The organism is Streptococcus mitis, assembly GCF_022137125.1.
In the GTDB taxonomy this organism is placed as follows: Bacteria; Bacillota; Bacilli; order Lactobacillales; family Streptococcaceae; genus Streptococcus; species Streptococcus mitis_CE.
Genome location: NZ_JAKNEQ010000011.1, coordinates 15,466 through 33,165, shown reverse-complemented (window position 1 = coordinate 33,165; position 17,700 = coordinate 15,466). Strand labels below are relative to the sequence as shown.

At 40.4% G+C, this 17,700-nt stretch carries 21 protein-coding genes; all 21 read right to left on the bottom strand.

What is annotated here, in order from left to right; genetic code table 11:
• Positions 1-4: 4 nt before the first annotated feature.
• Positions 5-286: a PTS sugar transporter subunit IIB gene (locus L0P31_RS08945; protein WP_000241466.1), complete on the bottom strand. Its 282-nt coding sequence runs from the start codon at positions 284-286 to the stop codon at positions 5-7.
• 22 nt (positions 287-308) lie between these two features.
• Positions 309-1,766 carry a PTS ascorbate transporter subunit IIC gene (locus L0P31_RS08940; protein WP_238096589.1) on the bottom strand — a complete coding sequence of 486 codons (1,458 nt, stop codon included), beginning with the start codon at positions 1,764-1,766 and terminating at the stop codon, positions 309-311.
• A gap of 130 nt (positions 1,767-1,896) precedes the next feature.
• Positions 1,897-2,520, bottom strand: coding sequence for a ribonuclease P (locus tag L0P31_RS08935; RefSeq protein WP_238096587.1), 624 nt, complete (start codon positions 2,518-2,520; stop codon positions 1,897-1,899).
• A gap of 50 nt (positions 2,521-2,570) precedes the next feature.
• Positions 2,571-3,557 (bottom strand): RNA-binding cell elongation regulator Jag/EloR, encoded by a 987-nt coding sequence (gene jag / locus L0P31_RS08930; protein ID WP_238096585.1) that lies wholly within the window; start codon positions 3,555-3,557, stop codon positions 2,571-2,573.
• A gap of 17 nt (positions 3,558-3,574) precedes the next feature.
• Complete coding sequence (locus L0P31_RS08925; protein ID WP_238096583.1) at positions 3,575-4,399, bottom strand: membrane protein insertase YidC; 825 nt, start codon at positions 4,397-4,399, stop codon at positions 3,575-3,577.
• A complete protein-coding gene (gene rnpA / locus L0P31_RS08920) occupies positions 4,374-4,745 on the bottom strand; it encodes a ribonuclease P protein component (protein WP_033679593.1) in 372 nt (123 codons plus the stop codon). Before rnpA ends, L0P31_RS08925 begins: the two co-directional genes overlap by 26 nt.
• Before the next feature lie 148 nt (positions 4,746-4,893).
• Entirely contained in the window at positions 4,894-6,084 is a 1,191-nt protein-coding gene (locus L0P31_RS08915) for an acetate kinase (RefSeq protein WP_049544477.1), read from the bottom strand.
• A 50-nt stretch (positions 6,085-6,134) separates the two neighbouring features.
• Complete coding sequence (locus L0P31_RS08910; protein ID WP_238096581.1) at positions 6,135-7,088, bottom strand: class I SAM-dependent methyltransferase; 954 nt, start codon at positions 7,086-7,088, stop codon at positions 6,135-6,137.
• A 60-nt stretch (positions 7,089-7,148) separates the two neighbouring features.
• Positions 7,149-7,736, bottom strand: a complete 588-nt coding sequence (locus tag L0P31_RS08905; protein ID WP_238096579.1) for a class I SAM-dependent methyltransferase — start codon at positions 7,734-7,736, stop codon at positions 7,149-7,151.
• A gap of 32 nt (positions 7,737-7,768) precedes the next feature.
• The gene (gene comGG / locus L0P31_RS08900; protein WP_173875729.1) at positions 7,769-8,182 is read right to left on the bottom strand and encodes a competence type IV pilus minor pilin ComGG; all 414 of its coding nucleotides are present in this window, start codon (positions 8,180-8,182) and stop codon (positions 7,769-7,771) included.
• Entirely contained in the window at positions 8,160-8,621 is a 462-nt protein-coding gene (comGF, locus tag L0P31_RS08895; protein WP_173875728.1) for a competence type IV pilus minor pilin ComGF, read from the bottom strand. Before comGF ends, comGG begins: the two co-directional genes overlap by 23 nt.
• Complete coding sequence (comGE, locus tag L0P31_RS08890; protein ID WP_153209718.1) at positions 8,584-8,886, bottom strand: competence type IV pilus minor pilin ComGE; 303 nt, start codon at positions 8,884-8,886, stop codon at positions 8,584-8,586. Before comGE ends, comGF begins: the two co-directional genes overlap by 38 nt.
• Positions 8,849-9,283: a competence type IV pilus minor pilin ComGD gene (gene comGD, locus L0P31_RS08885; protein ID WP_238096577.1), complete on the bottom strand. Its 435-nt coding sequence runs from the start codon at positions 9,281-9,283 to the stop codon at positions 8,849-8,851. Before comGD ends, comGE begins: the two co-directional genes overlap by 38 nt.
• Positions 9,246-9,569 (bottom strand): comG operon protein ComGC, encoded by a 324-nt coding sequence (gene comGC / locus L0P31_RS08880; protein ID WP_000738641.1) that lies wholly within the window; start codon positions 9,567-9,569, stop codon positions 9,246-9,248. The genes comGD and comGC overlap by 38 nt, the downstream gene beginning before the upstream one ends.
• Before the next feature lies 1 nt (position 9,570).
• Entirely contained in the window at positions 9,571-10,587 is a 1,017-nt protein-coding gene (gene comGB / locus L0P31_RS08875; RefSeq protein WP_238096575.1) for a competence type IV pilus assembly protein ComGB, read from the bottom strand.
• A complete protein-coding gene (gene comGA, locus L0P31_RS08870; RefSeq protein ID WP_238096573.1) occupies positions 10,535-11,476 on the bottom strand; it encodes a competence type IV pilus ATPase ComGA in 942 nt (313 codons plus the stop codon). Before comGA ends, comGB begins: the two co-directional genes overlap by 53 nt.
• A gap of 75 nt (positions 11,477-11,551) precedes the next feature.
• Positions 11,552-11,917, bottom strand: a complete 366-nt coding sequence (locus L0P31_RS08865; protein WP_238096571.1) for a DUF1033 family protein — start codon at positions 11,915-11,917, stop codon at positions 11,552-11,554.
• A 150-nt stretch (positions 11,918-12,067) separates the two neighbouring features.
• A complete protein-coding gene (locus tag L0P31_RS08860; protein WP_049502272.1) occupies positions 12,068-13,126 on the bottom strand; it encodes a zinc-dependent alcohol dehydrogenase family protein in 1,059 nt (352 codons plus the stop codon).
• Between the two features lie 163 nt (positions 13,127-13,289).
• The gene (gene nagA, locus L0P31_RS08855; RefSeq protein ID WP_001134549.1) at positions 13,290-14,441 is read right to left on the bottom strand and encodes an N-acetylglucosamine-6-phosphate deacetylase; all 1,152 of its coding nucleotides are present in this window, start codon (positions 14,439-14,441) and stop codon (positions 13,290-13,292) included.
• A 151-nt stretch (positions 14,442-14,592) separates the two neighbouring features.
• Positions 14,593-16,410 carry an acyltransferase family protein gene (locus tag L0P31_RS08850; RefSeq protein WP_238096569.1) on the bottom strand — a complete coding sequence of 606 codons (1,818 nt, stop codon included), beginning with the start codon at positions 16,408-16,410 and terminating at the stop codon, positions 14,593-14,595.
• Positions 16,411-16,510: 100 nt separating this feature from the next.
• Positions 16,511-17,653: a tRNA guanosine(34) transglycosylase Tgt gene (gene tgt / locus L0P31_RS08845; protein WP_001285237.1), complete on the bottom strand. Its 1,143-nt coding sequence runs from the start codon at positions 17,651-17,653 to the stop codon at positions 16,511-16,513.
• Between the last annotated feature and the right edge of the window lie 47 nt (positions 17,654-17,700).

Genomic DNA, 17,700 nt, shown 5'->3' with positions numbered 1-17,700 from the left:
CCTTTTACTGTAGTGCTTGACTGAGTTTTTCAGTGATTTCTTTATCATCCATCAAGTTGTCAAGCCCAATTAACTTCCCATTAGTTCGCCCTTCCAATTCTTGGATCAAATGAAGAGAAGCGATTACGATGTCATATCCTGCTGCTAAACCTTTAGCTTCACCGACACTGCATGAATTGACTGTAAAATCTGTTTGATTAAGCTTACGGAGAGCATTTTCAACCTTCATCTTGATAACCATTGATGAACCCATTCCATTTCCGCACGCTGCTAATACTTTAACCATTTTATTTCTCCTTTTCTAGATACTAAGCTTCTTCTTGAACTGCACCGTTGTAATATTTCTCTTTATCTTTTGCTTTGGCAAATTGAAGTTGAGGAATAACAAGCAAGAAGAGACACACAAGTAGATAACCAACAATACCAAGGTATTTGAAGATATATCCAAATCCAAGCCATGGGAATTCAAAGTCGATATTTCCATGGTAACCACCATAAGATGCTAAATCAAGAAGAGCTACACAGAGAGCTCCTAAAGCAACTTGGAGAACACCTGAGATGAAGGATAGGATAACAGCCGCTTTCCATCCACCGCGTTTATCAGCGTAGACCGCAATGGCTGCATTGTCAAAGAACACTGGTACAAATCCTGTAATAATAAGAATCGGATTTTTAAAGACGATGAGCAAGACAATTGTGATCAATTGACCAATCAAACCAAAGGCAAATCCTGACAAGACAGCGTTTGGAGAACCAAATCCATAAGAAGCTGCAACGTCAACCGCTGGGAATGAGCCTGGCAACAATTTGTTTGAAATACCTTGGAAGGCGTTTGTCAACTCAGATACGAACATGCGGACACCTTGCATCAAAACGAACAAGTAAACTGAGAAGGTAAAGGCTGTTTGAATAATGTACATAAAGAAATCTTGTTTAGCAGGATTGAATAGAGTTCCTGAAGTGATGACTTCTTTATTAGACATAATGTCTGGACCCAAGATTAAAAGAATGGCTCCGAAGAATACGAGCATCAAGGTAGCAGATGCAACAACTGTATCGTGGAAGATTGAGAGGAACTTAGGTAATTTAAGATTGTCTAAACTTTCTTCTTTCTTACCAAAGCGTCCTGCTACTTTATCTACAAACCAGATTGCAAATTGCTGTTGGTGACCAATCGCAAATCCGCCACCACCAGTCAAGCGTTGAGTTGCCTCAACAGTCATATTTGAACTAACTGCCCAGTAAAGTCCACAGATGATACCAATCGCTGCTGTACCGTAAGCATTGCGCAATTGTGGTACTAAGAATAGAACCATAAGAGATACTGTTGCAGCTTGTTGTACCATGATGTGACCAGTAATAAAGAGGGTTCTTACCTTCGTGATCTTGCGAAGAGCTACGAGCAAGATATTTATTCCGAAACCAATCAATAGAGCTGTAGTTGCAGTTCCAACAAAATCTGGAAACTCTGCTGCAATTTTGTTGTTTGCTGCAGCAAGTCCAAAGTAAGGGTCGATAACCGCTGCACCAATTTGGAATTTGTAGTTAAGGGCTGCTAAGATCGGACGGAAGGTTGTAACCAAACCACCTGCACCCACATTGAGCAACATATACCCTACTGTTGCTTTAACAAACCCTGAGAAAACGTCGTGGGCAGGTTTTTTCAAAAGTGCGTATCCTATCAACACCAATAAACCTACGAAAAATGCGGGATTCTGCAAAATATTGCTAGAAAACCAATTTAGAACACTTGAAATGACTTCCATAATTGTTCTCCTTTTGAATTGTTTTTGTAGGTTTATTATATAATTTGAAAGCGTAAACAAAAAGACCAAGAATTACACAGCGGACTGTTCACTCTTGGACTGTATGATTTATGATATTTTAATGATTAGCTTAGTTTCTCGTAGCTAGATAAAATGGAAGAATTTTATCATAAGATTTCAGTAGGGCTTCTACGATTTCTTCTTCAGATGAATTCTCTGTTATAGGGACATCTATTTTAACTAACACTTTTCGGACTTCCTGATTGGATAGTTTATTTCTTAAAATTTGACGATTTTCTTCGTTCGCCTCCCACCGTTGACTTTGACCATCAGAGTAGACTAGATAATAAACACCTTCAACGGTTGGAACTTTTAAAACTTTGGCCTGCTTGCCTAGAGTTCGCTCATCTTTCTTACGCTCGATGAAACTGACCTCTAAGGAAATTCCAAAGTCAGTAGATGTCCCATACAAACGAAGAGCCAACATAGGTTCTGTTACTTGTCCGTCTCTCTGTAGATAAACCCAAAAATGTGGTCGTAAACGTTGCGCCTGATTCATCCACTGGCTAGTCTGTTGAAGTTGCCATTCTGGATGACTTGCTTGAAAGGCTTTAGCCAGTTCTGTAAAAGCCTTTCGAGCCTCTTGGCCTTTGTGGCGCAATTCCAGCATTTTCTCTCGCTCTGCTCCCGCCTTATCAGGATTACGGTACTGCAAACCAGCAAAGTCTAAATAGTCTCTTATCTTATTCAACATTAATTTAATTTCCTCCAGCTAGCAAAAAATCAGGATAACCCTGATTTTACTTATTCTGTATCTACGACAACATAACGATTTGGCTCATCACCTTCAGAGTAACTGGTCACGCCATCCATACGTGAAATAATACGATGAATAATCTTGCGTTCGCTATTCGACATTGGATCTGTCTGATGACTACGTCCTTCTTCTAAAACACGAGTCGCCAATTTTTGCGCATAGGTCTGCAAGACTTCTGCACGGTGTTCAACATAATCATTGACATTGATTGTAATGTAGAAAGTTCTTGAATAGCGGTTGTAAAGATAATTTTGAGCCAACAGTTGCAAGGCCTTCAAAACTTTACCATGGTAGCCGATAATACGACCTGGTTCGTTAGTATCAATTTGTAGATTGATGCTACGACGGTTATAATCATTTGAAAGTGTGGCCTCAACATCCATGTCATCAATAATCGTTTGAACATAAGTCGTTACTTCCGTAGCTACTTGTTCAATATCAAAGCTCGGTTCAACCTTCAAGCCCAAGTCTTCTAGTTCTTGACTTTCAGTTTGCTCAGTTTGGCTTTCAATAATAGGTGTTTCTACTTCTTCGAGGTCAGTTTCTTCAAGTTGTAATTCATTTAAAATCTCAATGTGACCAGTTTCTTCTAAGATAGTGCTGGCATGTCTTTCATGTTTTAAGATTTCAGCCTTGACTTCATCAGAAATACCTTGGCCTCCCTCTTCAATCTTTTTAATTGCTTCTACAACATGCCCCAAATCAACCGTTGCTTCACTGACTGTTTTAACAGGCTCATTCAAATCATTAATTTGCTTTGGAACTCCCTTTACAGCTTGTTGGTTTGCTTTTACAACTGTCGTTTCACTAATAGCATCGATATCCACTTGGGCTGGTTTTTTACCAAATAAGCCAAGAAACCCTTTTTTCTCACGAGAAATGACTTTGATATGAGCCTTCATTCTTGGAATATCTAATTCTTTCAATCCTTTCTGGATTGCTTCTTCAACAGTTGAACCTGTAAATACTACCATTACCAGATTCCTCCTTATTATTTCGTTTTCTGAGCCTTTTTCTTGGCTTTTCTTTTTCTATTTTCCAAATCTTTCTGTGCCTGAACTACCGCCTCGCGCTCTGCGATAATCTTAAATGGATTGTTCAAGAAATAGGTTTGCAAGACTTGATAAGCATTAGACACTGCCCAGTAGAGAGCGACTCCGCTCGGAGCATAAACCCCAAAGATAAAGATTAAGACTGGAATCCCGTACATCATCGCAGTCGTAGCACCATTACGCTCAGACAAGGCTTTGTTGGACAACCAAGTACTTAAAAAGGTGAATACTGCTGCTAGAATCGGAAGAACAAGGGTTGTATCCACACCACCAAGGTTAATCCATAAGAAATGACCTGTCTTCAAAAAGTCAACTCTCGATAGAGCTTGGAACAAGGCCAAGATAACCGGCATCTGAATCAAAATCGGCCAAAGAGAATCTGACTGTCTGACACCCATTTCTTTAAAGACTTTACGCATTTCTTGCTCTAGCTTGGTTCTGCTTTCCATATCTCGACCTGGATATTGTTCTCGAAGCGCCTTAATGCGTGGTTGAGCTTCCTGCATTTTTCTAGAAGCCACCATTTGCACTTGGAAGACTGGCAAGAGAACTGTACGAATCAAGACCGTAAAGAGGATAATCCCCACTCCGATACTGATATCAAACGATAAAAAGCGAATGATTTCCGCAAAGAAGTAAACAAATTTACTCCAAAAATCAGCCGAATCGGCTGTAATATCGCTAGTTGTCCCATTTGTTGCACAGGCTGTCATGCTCAATAGAGACAGTCCAAGCAAACTAGTCAACTGTAATTTCTTTTTCACTCCCATTTCCTTCCTGGTAAATCTTTGATAATTTTAATACGTGGAGTAGATTTTTCTCCATCTCTGCGTATCCCAAGGTTTCGACTCCTTTTCGAGCAATGACAACAAAGTCGACATCTTCTACCAGACTCCCTTTTGCATTCTGGATAATATGTCTAATTCGTCGCTTGATTTGATTTCTAGTGACGGCATTCCCCAGTTTTTTGCTAACTGATAGACCTACTCGAAAATGGTTTTTCTGATTTTCTAGTTGGTAGACAACAAACTTGCGATTGGCAAAACTTGTCCCCTCCTTGAAAATCGCCTTAAAATCTTTCTCTCTTTTTACACGAAAGTTTTTCTTCAAAACTCAACTCCATCTATTAAATTACTACTATTATACCATATTTTTCAAAAAAGCCAATCATAGCAAGGTTTTGGACATTTCCATCAGAAAAAGAAGCTGGAAAAATCTCTTTCCCAACTCCTTGTACTGAATTTTTTTCTGATTTTAGTTATTTTTTCAAGCGTTCAACGTCACGGGCAATGACCAATTCTTCATCTGTTGGAATAACCAAAACACGAATTTTCGCTGCCTCTGTTGAAATGTCTCCTGTCACACCAAAGACGTTCTTTTCTGGGTCAACATCACAGCCAAACCAAGAAATCCCTGAGATAACATCTTCACGTACGTTTGCAGCATTTTCACCGATACCCGCAGTAAAGATAATAGCATCTGCTCCATTTAGGACTGCAAGGTATTGACCGATATGTTTTTGGATACGGTCAACATACATTTCATAGGCTAAAGTGGCATCGTGGTCCCCTTCTTCCATAGCAGCAATCACATCACGCATATCACTAGATTTACCTGAAACCCCCATTAGTCCTGATTCACGATTAAGAACGTGACTAATGTCTTCAGGCGTGTTAAAGTCCTCTGTATATTGCATTAAGTAAGGAATGATAGCTGGGTCAATATCTCCTGTACGAGTTCCCATCATCACACCACCAAGTGGAGTGAATCCCATTGAAGTATCGACAGATTGACCGCCCTTAACTGCTGTAATAGAAGCACCATTACCGATGTGGCAAGTAATCAATTTCAAGTCCTCTAATGGACGGCCCAAGAGTTTTGCAGCTTCTCCTGCTACAAACTGGTGACTTGTACCGTGGGCACCATATTTACGAACCTTGTTTTCTGTGTAATATTTTGTTGGTAGAGGGTAGCGATAAGCTTTCTCTGGCATAGTTGTGTGGAATGAAGTATCAAAAACAACTACACTGGTAATGTCTGGCAACAATTCCTTGAAGGCGCGAACACCTGCTGCATTAGCTGGATTGTGGAGAGGAGCCAACAAACTCAACTCTTCAACTTTTTCTAAAACATCCCCTTCAACAACTGTTGATTCTTTGAAATATTCTCCACCTGCAACAACACGGTGTCCAACACCTGTAATCTCATCATAAGCCTTGATAATATCGAAACGAATCAAGTCATCCAATAAGATTTTAACGGCTTGTGTATGATTTTCAATATCCAAAATTTGTTGTTCAGAACGACCATCAAATTTTACAGTTGAAATTGAATCTTTCAAGCCGATACGTTCAATTAAACCTTTAGCAAGAACTTTTTCCTCTGGCATTTGATAAAGTTGCCATTTCAAACTTGAACTTCCCGCATTGATTGCAATTGTTTTTGTCATAACATGATACCCCTTTTTAAGCGTTTTCATCTATTATAACAAAATCTATTTTATATTTCAGTACCTTGAGTCCATTTTTGAAAATTTTCTTTAAATTTCATTAAAACACTTGCATCTTGCAAGCTAGAAAGTGGATAAATAAAAGGCTCCACTGCTATTTCACTTTTCTTCTGTAAGATAAAAATAGTCTTGGATTGTTTAGCATTAGCAAAGAGATTTTCAGGCAGACTAATCATGGCAGTCAGACTTGCCTCCTCTTTCAACCAGCCTTTCAACAAATCACTTTGAGGACTGGTCAACAAATCACTCGGAGCGAGAAAAATAGCGTATCCATCTGACTTGAGGTACTTAAGTCCTTGTTCCATGAGCAAGTGATGGGCGTAAGTATGTTCTTGACTAGAAGCAACTTGATGGCGCGACGCAACGGCGTCATCAGGATAATAGCCGACAGGCAAGTCGCTGATGACCACATCGCTTTCTTTGAGCATTTGTGGACGAACGGCATCTCCTTGGACAAAACCAGCCTGCAAACCAATTACATCTGCCATACTAGCCGCCAAATCAATCAGCAAATCATCCACTTCCATTCCCAAGTAATCCACCTTTTTATCAAGCGAGGTCAAGAAAGTAGCGCCCAAAATTCCCATCCCAGAACCCATTTCGAGGATCGTAATCTCCTTCTCTTTAAACAACTCTTCCACAATAAACACCAAAAGTAAAGCAATGGCATCTGGTGTAAACTGGTGATTGGCCTGTAGGGGCTCTGTCTGCCCAGCCTTCATCAAGAGAAACTGGTAGGTTTTGAGCCATTCTTCTTTGCGAAGCGCTAAGCGTTTAAGGGCCTGATTGTTTTCCTTGACCTGCTCTAACTCAGTCTCACCATCCAAATAGATGCTGTTTTGCTCCACCAGGGCGTCATAAAAGTTGGTCGCCAAATCACTTTGGATGACTTGGACATTCTCTAGTAAATACGTATAAGCTTGTTCAATTTTTTCAAAATCCATATTCCTATCTTATCAAATTTCCCTTCTTTTTTCCATCCTTATAGAAAAATCACTCCCTGATTAAGCGAGTGATTTTTGGGCTACTGTTAAAAAGAGTTCTGAGTAATTTCCTTGAAACAGGTCTTCAGCGCTATAGAGGATCTGACTATGCACAGATGAAAAACCATGCTCAATTAGCTGTTTTTCCAGTTCAGCTAAATCAAATCCATGATGGTTAGCCTCTGTCTTGGTAAAATCAGCAACGAGGAGTTGTCCATCTTCCTTCAACTGTTGATGAAACAGTGAGAGAGCCGCATCCAAATCAGGCATATGATGAAGAACACGACAAACAACAATGAGATCAAACTCTTGCTCTAAGGTTTTTTTCAGTAAATCTTGCTCCAAAAACTGGATATTCTTGATGTCTTGCTGCTCCGCTTTCAAACGAGCTTGCTCCAGCATTTTCTCAGAAATATCTACCAATATTACAGATTTGGCTTGTTTTGCCAGAGGCAAGGCTAATAGCCCCGTCCCTCCACCAAAATCCAAAATTTCTTTGTCTGATAGAAGATCAATCTGTTTCTCGACTGCTTGACAAACCAAGTTTGCAAGGAAGATATTTTTAGGCGAATCGAAAGTTTCTGCTTCGTGGTTAAAATCATGTTTCATATTTTTAGTTTAGCACAAAGTAGCTTGATTGGCTAGGAATTCTCTTTCTTTTCAGACTTCTCTTCTGATTTTTTCTTCTCCGCTTTTTCGCTTGAATCAGTCGCTACCTTTTCCTTTTTATCTGTTTTCTCTTCTTTGATTTTGACTGAAGGAAACAGAAACTCATATTGACTCTTAGGCGTACGAACCGTCGTCACCAAGCTTGTTTTCTTATTTTGATAACTCACCTGACCCAGATTAAAGGCCTGTTCCCCACTTTCTTGCTCAACCTTATCTTTGCTTCGCTTAGCCATAGCAAAAGCGATTAACTTTTCTTTATTTAAAGCATAGTCTTGATAGTGGGCGACTTGTCGGTTCAAGTAAAATTGTAACAAAAGACTAAAGATGGCTGCCATAGTGACTGCATAGATGAGAACACCCGCCTTAACTTTTTTCTTTTTCCACACGATATATGAACTCCCTTTCTAAGCCTTTTTGGAATTGAAAACGAAAGCGAACCAATTGATTGTCCTCTGTAATCTGCGCAAATTTGAGGCCATAAACCATAGGCTGATAACCTCGTCCACTGGCATCGGTTTTCCGAAAATCATCTGATTTAGACTTACCTATAGAAATATCCTTGCCATCCTGCTTCATATAGAGACGATTGCCTTCCACTTTTTCAAACTGCGAACGATCTAATTCTGCCTCCAACTGGTCCACAAACAGGAGCCACTCCTTTTGCTCGCTTTGCTGCTGGTAGCGAACTTCTGAAATGAGGAGCTGACTCATGGCTTGAAAGAGGAGTAAGCTTCCACTGATAACAACGAGAGCAATAAGGGATTCTAACAAGGTAAAAGCCTTGACCTTATGGCTCTTTGATAGCCAACAACTGTTCTGAGCCATGATAAACCTCCAATCCTTTTTCACTAGAAAACATCTGAATCTCAACTCCGTTTATGTTTACCTGATTTTGACCTGTCTGCAAGGCCATCTTAGCTACCCTCAAGACTTCTTCCTTTTGCAAGATTTTTGCTTCTTCTTGCCTATTTTTTTGAATTTGTCCCAAAAGTAGGGTCGCAATACTAGCAAAGATAGCTAAAGCAACCACTGCTTCCAGTAAAATCACTGCCCTAATTTTTTGTTTCCTTAATGCGTTTAATTTTTCCATTTCCTAGATATAATTGATAGCGAATCGCTCCTTTACTGGTCTGAAATTCAACCTTGGCTAGGGACGAATTACCCCCAGCTCGGTCAAATGTAATACTTTGTCCTGATGGTGCCTGAATGCCTTTAGGAACTGTCAACTTTTGACTGCCATTACTGATCGTCTGCCCATCTAAGTTTAGACTAGTCTTTTGCTGACTGGCTACACTGCGTTTTTGGTTTTCCCGGTAGAGTTCTTCAAACTCCATAAAGAAAATCTGCTCCTCTACCGCCGCAAAAGTGGACTGAACCGAGCCGGACAAGCCCAAGGCAATCATACTCACAAGTCCCAAAACCAAGAGACTTTCCAGCATGGTAAAGGCCTTAATCTGCAACGGTTTGACTGGTATTTTGTTTAGCATGGTATTCTTTATAAGCTTTTGCCTGTTCTTCCGTGATTCGCCCATCTGCTTGTAACTTGCTTAGGCTAGCATCTTCATTTTTATCCAAGCTATAAAGCTCTGCCTGACTTTCCACCACCTTAACAACAGCAGCTTTTCCTTTGTCATTGACCGCCTCTTTTTGCTTGGTCAAATTAGGTACAAAGAGTAAGAGAAGCACGCTGATGATTAAAAGGACCACCAACATCTCTACCAGTGTGAAAGCTTTAACCTTAGCTTTTTTCAAGAATGTCATCATTTTTTTCATTTTAAAAATTTACCTCCATATTTTGATACATGGGAATAAGCATTGCCGCATAAAGTAAAACGATAATCAAAGCCACAAAGATAAAGACCAGTGGCTGCACTAAGTTCATGGTGCGATTGACTCGAGTAAAAAAGGCTTCCCAAGTTTTTTCAGCATAGATTTCCAACTCACTCCCCAGCTTGGACTTGACTTCCCCATACTCGATAATGAGACTCAACTCTTTCTTAAAGAAAGGATAGGTTGCTATAGTTTGAGAAAATTCCCGGCCATTTTGTAGGGATTGAGCTAAGTCTTGACCGATTTCTTTAAAGAGCTGGGAACCTTGTTCCTGCATCATTTGAAAAATCTGCGTCAACTCCATCCCTTGAGAAATCATATTACCCCATTCACGCGCATAATAGGCTGTCAAATAAGTCTGAACAAAGATTCCAAGGAAGGGAAGACGCGCTAAGATAGAAAAGACACGCATTTTGGAACTTCTTTTATAGAAAGTTAGTGCTAAAAGGGCAAGTATGGAAACAAACCCTACCATTCCTAGAAAAATTTGTGGCAGATTACCAATGATTTGGGTGGCAATATTGCTACTATCCAGTTGTGGTAGTAGGTAGTTACGTAGTCCCAGCATGATTAAGAGAAGAAAACCTAGTAAAATCAAGGGATAGGTCGCTACTTCAATTAATTTTTTCTTGACCTTGGTAAGATTGTCTAGATATTCTTCTATCTTTCCCAAACTCAGGTGAAGATTCCCATGGACTTCAGCTAGAGATAACTGGGTGACAATGGCACTTGAAAATCCCAAACTTTCCATCATTTCTGAGAATGATTTCCCCTGAGACAAGCCTGTACGCATCTGGGTCACACACTGCTTGTCCAACAAGGCACTCCTATCTAAAAAGGAGATGGTCTCCACCAGATGAAAACCGCTGGAAAAGAGATTGTTAAACAGGGTGATGATATTTTTTTGCTTAGCTGTAGCTAATTTTTTCCGTTTCAGCCTGAAGACTTGTGATATGTCCATCTTTAAAAAGCTGGTCAATCTGTTCATTCCAGCTAGTTGGCTGGTGTTCTTGATAGTCTTTGTTTGCAAAGTCAACGATTCCTCCTCCCCCGATTAATCTTTGGTAGCAGACTCCTTGCAGAACGACTGCCAATTCCTCCTCACTCACACCCAACTCCAGCAGGCGCTCATAAACACCTCGGATACTCTTGGCATGAATGGTTGAAAAGACTGTCGCACCTGTCAAACTAGCTCTGACCACTGCACGCGCCGTCTCGCTGTCCCGAATTTCTCCGATAATCAAGAGATCTGGCCGATGACGCAAGGAAAGTTTGATGAGATTTTCATAGGTCAACCCGATTGCTTCGTTCAACTGCAACTGAAGCATGTCGTCCTGCTTGATTTCTACAGGATCTTCGATGGACATAACTTGCTGTCCTTTAAAGAGTAACTTGGCCAGTTCATGCATCAAGGTCGTCTTGCCACTTCCGACTGGACCAGCAAAGAGATAGAGACCACGTTGCCTATACTGCTTGCCAAGTTCTTCAATATCCTGAAACCAAAAATGCAAATCCTGCTCCTCATCATGCAACAAGCGAATCACCAAACTCTCCTGCCCTCGATAATCGCCTACAGTAGATAGACGTAGGGACGCCATCTTCTGGTCATAGGCATAATCACAGGAACCAAGTTGACTACGTCGCTTTTCTCCAACATTCATACCCGCCACAAACTTAAAGTGACTGATGACGGCCGCAAATTTTTCGAAATCATAACAACCGATTTTACAGCGCTCGTCTCCTACTCTCATATGAAGCTCATAGGCGTCTAACTTAGGGACAAAATAAATGTCTTGCGCACCTTTTTTCCGAGCCGAACGAATGATTTCTTGTGCAATTTCTTGAACCATACTTACCTCCTCACCTATACTATTCGCAAAGATTTGGAGAAAATAAAAAAGCAACTCCAAAAAAGTTACTTTTCTCTATCTTAATTTCATACGGCAAGAACGGTGCCTTTCCTGACCAGTTTGTTTTTCATAGCCTGGGCGTAGTTTTTCATCTGGGATAACCTGCTCGTCCTGCAAAAGAGCCAAAGAATGGTATTGTTGTAAATAGTCGTCACATTCATCACACCAGCGTTGGTCTTCTGGATCCCAAAAAATAGTCATCAAGTCACTTCTACTTTTATAAAGAGGGGATTCTTGTTCCAGTCTAAACCAGCAAGTTTTATAGTATTTGAGAGCATCATAATACTGATCAAATTTTCTACTTGCTACAATATCTTCTTCCCAACCTTCTATAAACCACCAAGGTTCAAAATCTCCGTACATTTCTATAACACGATACATATTCATTCATTCCTTTGTACCGTATATTATAACCAATTCCGCTAAACAAGGAAAGAAATATGCTCATTTCTTAATTTTTTTGATAAAAAATCCAGCCATCCTATGATGACTGAATTTCTATTTGCTTATGTTCCAAAATGTTTTTACTACTTAAGCTTCTGAAATATCGTTTTCGATGATGACCTTGATGGCATGGTGGTCTGCTGCCTTACTGAAAACTTCATAGGCTTTTTCAATTTCACTTAGTTTGAAATAATGAGTTACCAATTTTTCTGGTTCAATCTTATGACTTTCAAGAGCTTTCAACAATTGTGGAGTGGTATTTGTAGATACCAAACCAGTTGTTACATTGATGTTGCGAATCCAAAGTTTGTCCAAATCGAATTCGACTGGTTTACCATGTACACCACAGTTGGCAACTGTTCCGTCTATACCGATAATCTTTTGACAGAAATCAAATGTTGCAGGAATACCAACAGCTTCGATAGCAACATCTACACCACGACCATCTGTCAAATCATAAATTTCTTTAATCGCTTTTTCAGGGTCTGAAGAATTAACCTTATGAGTCGCACCAAATGATAAAGCAGTTTCCAAGCGGTTATCGTCTAAGTCCACCATAATCAATTTGGCTGGTGAGTAGAATTGGGCTGTCAAAAGAGCAGCCAATCCAACTGGACCTGAACCAATAATGGCTACACTACAACCAGGTTCTACTTTCCCTTTCAAGACACCAATTTCATACCCAGTAGGCAGAATGTCTGATAGCATAACCAAGGCTTCATCTGACAAGTCTTCTGGAGTGTGGTAAAGAGTGTTATCTGCATGAGGGACACGTAAATATTCAGCCTGCATACCATCAATCAGGTGACCGAAAATCCAGCCCCCTTCGTCTTCACAGTGGGCATAAATTCCTTTTTTACAGTAGTAGCATTTACCACAGGCACAGACACAAGAAATCAAGACCTTATCGCCTTTTTTGAAGTTCGAAACTCCTTCCCCAACTTCTTCAACAATCCCAATCCCTTCGTGACCAAGAATGGTACCACTTTGGCAAGCAGGAACATCCCCTTTGATAATATGGAGGTCTGTTCCACAAATAGTAGTTTTTACGATACGCACAATAGCGTCTGTTGGCTTGCGAAGCACTGGTTTGTCTACATCAACAAAAGAAGCAAGTCCTGGTTTAACATAAGTATAGGCTTTCATAAAGCATTCCTCCGTTTTTTTATTTGTACTATTTATAATATAATTGTAAGCCTTTTCATTTGTTTCTTCAAGTTTTTTTGTGATTTTTTTTAACTTTTTTATTTACCGGTAAAGCAATATAGATAAAAAAGCAGAAGCTAATCTCTAACTTCTGCTTTTTCTCTTATGCTTGATAACGTTTCACACCATCTAGATAGGTTGCTACCAATTCCAAATCTTTATCTAATACGATAAAGTCCGCATCATAACCTTCACGGATTTGACCACAGACATCATCAATGTGAACAGATTTTGCTGGGTTAAGGCTAGCCATCATGACTGCTTCGTGTGGATTCGCAATACCCCACTCGACTACATTTCTCATACCATCTTTAAGTTTGAGGATAGAACCTGCCAAATTACCAGTAGATTTGAGACGTGCAGTTCCATTTGCTACTACAACAGGGAATTCTCCCAACATATAGTCACCGTCTTCAAGCCCACCAGCTGTCATACAGTCCGTAATAAGAGCGATGTTTTCTGTCCCCTTTTGCTTAAGTAAAATCTCACAAGCTTTTGGATCTACGTGATAACCATCACAAATCAATTCTGCGTAAGTATGTGGGAGCTCATACATAGCTCCTACCATACCTAGTTCGCGGTGTGTTAAACCACGCATCCCATTATAGGCATGTACCCATACACTAGCTCCAGCATCAACTGCCTTCTTAGCTTGTTCAAATGTCGCATCTGAGTGTCCAAGTGCAACTGTCACACCTTCACCTGTAATAGTACGTACAAAATCTTCCACCCCATCACGTTCTGGTGCAATAGCGATTTTATTTAGCATCCCTTTTGCAGCATCCTGCCAAGAATGAAACTCCTCAACACCCGGGTCTCTCATATAAGTTGGATTTTGTGCCCCCTTAAAAGTTTCTGTGAAATATGGACCTTCATAATAAATCCCACGAATCTTAGCACCTGTTGCTTCTTTATAATGGTTTCCAAGATTTTCAGTGACTGCAAGCAATTGCTCATAAGTGGCTGTTAAAGTTGTGGGCAAGAAACTGGTAACACCGGTACTAAGAAGTCCTTCACTCATAGTATGCAATGTACCTTCAATGTTGTTGTCCATCACATCTACACCTGCATATCCATGAATATGAGTATCCACAAGACCTGGTGCAATGCTATAACCAGTATAGTCAAGAACCTCTGCTCCTTCAGGAATTTGATCCACATGTTTCCCAAATTTGCCATCAACAAGTTCTAAGTACCCACCGCGACGAATGCCAAATGGATAGAAAAACTGATCCGCTTTAACGTAATTAGGCATAATAATGACCTCCTTAAAAGATTACTTTTGATATTTATTATGTCAATTACATTATAAACCTTTCTGATTCATTTGTAAATGGTATAGACCTATTTTCTAGAGATATTTTAAAAGAGCTGGATTTCTCCAACTCTTCTCTTTTTAATACAAGTTATTTTGATTTGACTGGCTTGTCTTGAGCTGTTTGCAAGGCTGTAGCAATGGTATCTGCATACAATTTAGCTCCTGCTTCAATCTTACTATTGTCACTTCCAAAATGGACTTGGTCTGTTCCAGTCCAGATCTCTGGATGCTCTTTCGCAACTTGGTTCCAATCTGCTATCGTGATGTAAGGAGTCTTCTCTGCCAATTCTCTCATATAGGCAGCCTCTTTCTCAACGATTGCATAGGTCTCTTTTGTCTTATCTCCCTCATAAGGAGTCACCAAAACCATATGGTGGCCCTTAGGAAGATTTTTTACGATACTATCCCAGTCTTCCTTGTAATTTTCAGGATTATTTACCCCAGTTGCAATAACCACCATCTTTGGTAGAAATTTATTCTGGCTATTGTTGAGCATGATTTCGTTGGCGGTCTTGGTTGTTCTGCTGACTTGTGCATTAATCTGTGCTCCAGGAAGGGCTGTCTGCAAGGCTGTATTAGCTCTTAGTGCTACCGAATCACCAATTAACATAGTGCCATCAGCAATTCCTAAACTATCAGCTTCTGCTCGTTCTGTCATCACCTTGGTCTGGCTAATATTTGTTGCAGCTTGCTTCAAGCCATTGACAGTTAAGTCTGTCTCAAAAGCTCCCACTTGTGGTGCCAGCAAAGTTACTAAGAAGACAATGAAGGCCAAGATTCCAGTACTTGCTGCAAGGATTGTGTGAATATGAGGCAGGGGACGAAGGGCTTGTATAATAGGTGTGTTCTTTCCCGCAATCCAAGGTTCCAGCACATAAAATGACAGGCTGGCAAATCCATAAGAAAAAAACAAAGTCAGTAACACAGCAAGAAGATTTGATGTCAACTGTGAGAAAATAATATAGAAAGGCCAATGGAAAAGATAAACCGCATAGCTAGTATCCGCTAAAAAGCTGATAATCTTTGGCTCCTGCATGTTAGGAGTCTTTTCATGTAAGACACGCGCCGCCAGAATCATAGTAATGGCTGCAAGGCTGGCAAGCAAGAAGCCCATAAGATAGGCAAAGAGATAGGTAAATTTGACAAAGAAGGTCAAAATGAGTAAGAAGCCAAAACCTCCTGCAAAAACTAAAAGGGTCTTGCGTAAATCCCAGATTTTATCCAATTGCTTAACTAGGGAAGTCGTCTGACGAACGCCTACAATCGTTGCTAACACACTTCCCAAAAAGAATGGATAGACATGAGTTAAACTGGAGAAGTAAACAGAGGAATAAGAGGTTACTAGAAAACTACCAATAAACATGGAGAAGAAGCTGATCAAGAAGGCAGCAGCAGATAAGAGAAAGACCATTCCCTTCAACTGACCATTTGATTTAGCCTGCTTAGATAAGAACCAAACTGCCAACCCCCAAAGAATATAGTAGTGCACCTCAACAGCCAGACTCCAATTATGAACAAACAAATGAGGAATGAACTGAGATTCATAACTTCCTCCTGTTAGAAGTTCATAGAAGTTGGTCATGAAGCCTAAGACACCCGCAATTTGACCCCCAATTCCAGCCACATAATCTTGGCGAACTAGAAAGGTAAAGGGCATGGTTACCAAGACCATCAAAACCACAGGTGGTACGATACGATAAAAGCGTCTCCTAAAAAATCCAACCAAATCAATTTCATGATTTTTAGAAAATTCTTCGATAAGTAGAGCTGTAATCAGGAAACCTGAAAATGTAAAAAAGACATCTACCCCGAAAAATCCTCCAGGAAAGATCGTCTGAAAGAAATGATACAAGAGTACCAAAAGTAAACCTGTAATCCTAATCAAGGAAAACCATTTAATGCGCATACGAGTTTATTCTCCCTTTCATTATACACTTTATTCTATCAAAAAAAGAAGAAAAATCCCAAGAGAAAACTTAGGATTTTTAGCTTATATCAATTCCAGTTTAAAAATTACGGCCTGACTTATTATAGCCATATTTTTCAACAAAATACTCACGGAATTCCAAGAGATTGTCATCCATGATGGCTTGTCGCACTTGCTTCATCAGGTTAAGCAAGAAGTAAAGATTGTGGTAGCTAGTCAAGCGGATACCAAAGGTTTCATCAGCCTTGAGCAGGTGACGAAGATAAGCGCGTGTATAATTCTTACATGTGTAGCAATCACACTCAGGATCTAGTGGCGTAAAGTCCTCAGCAAACTGGGCATTTTTGACAACCAAACGACCTTGACTGGTCATACAAGTCCCATTACGAGCGATTCGAGTCGGCAAGACACAGTCAAACATATCTACACCACGAATCACCCCATCAATCAAGCTATCTGGCGCTCCCACACCCATCAAATAGCGAGGTTTATTTTCAGGAAGCAGTTGGGTTGTGAAGTCCAAGACCGCATTCATCTCTTCGTGGGTTTCTCCCACTGCCAAACCACCGATAGAGTAACCTGGGAAATCCATACTGACAAGGTCATGAGCCGATTGGCGACGCAGGTCTTCAAATCCTGCACCCTGCACAATCCCAAATAATCCTTGGTCATGCGGACGACGATGAGCCTTCAAACCACGCTCAGCCCAACGGCTGGTACGCTCGATTGATTTCTTAACGTAGTCGTAAGGTTGATAAAACTGAGGACATTCGTCAAAGGACATCATGATGTCTGAGCCCAAATTATTCTGAATAGAAATGGCTTTTTCTGGGGACAAGAACATCTTAGAACCATTGAGATGGTTTTTAAAGGTTACCCCTTCTTCTGTGATATTGCGACTATCTGCTAGAGAATAAACCTGGAAACCACCACTATCTGTCAAGATAGGCTGGTCCCAATTCATGAACTTGTGGAGACCACCTGCGCGAGCAATAAGTTCATCTCCAGGGCGAAGCCAGAGATGATAAGTGTTTGATAGGATAATTCCCGACCCCATCTCCTTCAATTCTTCAGGCGACTGAGTTTTGACAGTGGCTTGTGTCCCAACTGGCATAAACATAGGTGTTGGGAAGGTACCGTGGGGTGTGATGATTTCTCCCAGACGAGCTCCCGTGTGTTTTTCTTTCTTAATCAAACGATATTTGATTGGTGAATCTGACATTTTTTACCTCCGAAGCTGGGAAAGACAGTCCCAGTTCATACTTTGTG

What these genes read in the sequence shown, in the direction of transcription:
- L0P31_RS08945 (WP_000241466.1), bottom strand. Translation starts at nt 286, where the DNA reads ATGGTTAAAGTATTAGCAGCGTGCGGAAATGGAATGGGTTCATCAATG.
- jag (WP_238096585.1), bottom strand. Translation starts at nt 3,557, where the DNA reads ATGGTAGTATTTACAGGTTCAACTGTTGAAGAAGCAATCCAGAAAGGA.
- L0P31_RS08910 (WP_238096581.1), bottom strand. Translation starts at nt 7,088, where the DNA reads ATGGATTTTGAAAAAATTGAACAAGCTTATACGTATTTACTAGAGAAT.
- comGD (WP_238096577.1), bottom strand. Translation starts at nt 9,283, where the DNA reads ATGCTAAACAAAATACCAGTCAAACCGTTGCAGATTAAGGCCTTTACC.
- comGB (WP_238096575.1), bottom strand. Translation starts at nt 10,587, where the DNA reads ATGGACATATCACAAGTCTTCAGGCTGAAACGGAAAAAATTAGCTACA.
- L0P31_RS08915 (WP_049544477.1), bottom strand. Translation starts at nt 6,084, where the DNA reads ATGACAAAAACAATTGCAATCAATGCGGGAAGTTCAAGTTTGAAATGG.
- comGF (WP_173875728.1), bottom strand. Translation starts at nt 8,621, where the DNA reads ATGGCTCAGAACAGTTGTTGGCTATCAAAGAGCCATAAGGTCAAGGCT.
- comGA (WP_238096573.1), bottom strand. Translation starts at nt 11,476, where the DNA reads ATGGTTCAAGAAATTGCACAAGAAATCATTCGTTCGGCTCGGAAAAAA.
- L0P31_RS08940 (WP_238096589.1), bottom strand. Translation starts at nt 1,766, where the DNA reads ATGGAAGTCATTTCAAGTGTTCTAAATTGGTTTTCTAGCAATATTTTG.
- nagA (WP_001134549.1), bottom strand. Translation starts at nt 14,441, where the DNA reads ATGCCTAATTACGTTAAAGCGGATCAGTTTTTCTATCCATTTGGCATT.
- comGE (WP_153209718.1), bottom strand. Translation starts at nt 8,886, where the DNA reads ATGGAAAAATTAAACGCATTAAGGAAACAAAAAATTAGGGCAGTGATT.
- L0P31_RS08935 (WP_238096587.1), bottom strand. Translation starts at nt 2,520, where the DNA reads ATGTTGAATAAGATAAGAGACTATTTAGACTTTGCTGGTTTGCAGTAC.
- tgt (WP_001285237.1), bottom strand. Translation starts at nt 17,653, where the DNA reads ATGTCAGATTCACCAATCAAATATCGTTTGATTAAGAAAGAAAAACAC.
- L0P31_RS08865 (WP_238096571.1), bottom strand. Translation starts at nt 11,917, where the DNA reads ATGTATCGTGTTATAGAAATGTACGGAGATTTTGAACCTTGGTGGTTT.
- comGC (WP_000738641.1), bottom strand. Translation starts at nt 9,569, where the DNA reads ATGAAAAAAATGATGACATTCTTGAAAAAAGCTAAGGTTAAAGCTTTC.
- L0P31_RS08860 (WP_049502272.1), bottom strand. Translation starts at nt 13,126, where the DNA reads ATGAAAGCCTATACTTATGTTAAACCAGGACTTGCTTCTTTTGTTGAT.
- L0P31_RS08850 (WP_238096569.1), bottom strand. Translation starts at nt 16,410, where the DNA reads ATGCGCATTAAATGGTTTTCCTTGATTAGGATTACAGGTTTACTTTTG.
- L0P31_RS08905 (WP_238096579.1), bottom strand. Translation starts at nt 7,736, where the DNA reads ATGAAACATGATTTTAACCACGAAGCAGAAACTTTCGATTCGCCTAAA.